The organism is Cupriavidus gilardii (genome assembly GCF_008801915.1).
Classification (GTDB): domain Bacteria; phylum Pseudomonadota; class Gammaproteobacteria; order Burkholderiales; family Burkholderiaceae; genus Cupriavidus; species Cupriavidus gilardii.
On sequence record NZ_VZOV01000103.1, the window covers coordinates 1 to 440 of the forward strand.

Consider the following 440-nt stretch of genomic DNA (forward strand, 5'->3'; position numbering starts at 1 on the left):
CATTGGAAACCGGGTTATGCAAAAACGCAATAAGAGCCACAAAACCCATTGCCATTAAGCCAACACGTTGAAAAATACAGAGCGGACATGGCTCCAACCCTTTTACATGTTCCAAATACAACGCAAAAGACATGCCGACAATGCTTGCCAGAACAAGCAGTCCACTCACCAAACGGTAACTTAATCGCATGTAAAACCTCGTTTTTATCTATATTGTTCAAGATATTGATCAAAACTGATCTGACTATCTTGCTCAAGTTGTTCTTGCTGCTGTAAAGATTGCACAGCCAATTGTTCAAAATATTGCAAAGTCTCTGCACTAATCTCATGCTTTTCATAAGTTTCAGCATGTAATTGTGCCATATGACTACCAAAGCTCCAGGTTCCACCATGCTTTAATGTGTCATCAATCACATGAGCAGATAATGTTTCATCTACTT

General features: G+C 39.3%; 1 protein-coding gene and 1 pseudogene. Both read right to left on the bottom strand.

The features are described from left to right. On the bottom strand, nucleotides 1-190 hold a 190-nt coding region (locus tag F7Q96_RS26655), incomplete at its 3' end, for a disulfide bond formation protein B (RefSeq protein WP_151023675.1). 14 nt (nucleotides 191-204) lie between these two features. After that, nucleotides 205-440, bottom strand: a pseudogene (locus tag F7Q96_RS26660) (hypothetical protein); the annotation flags it as partial.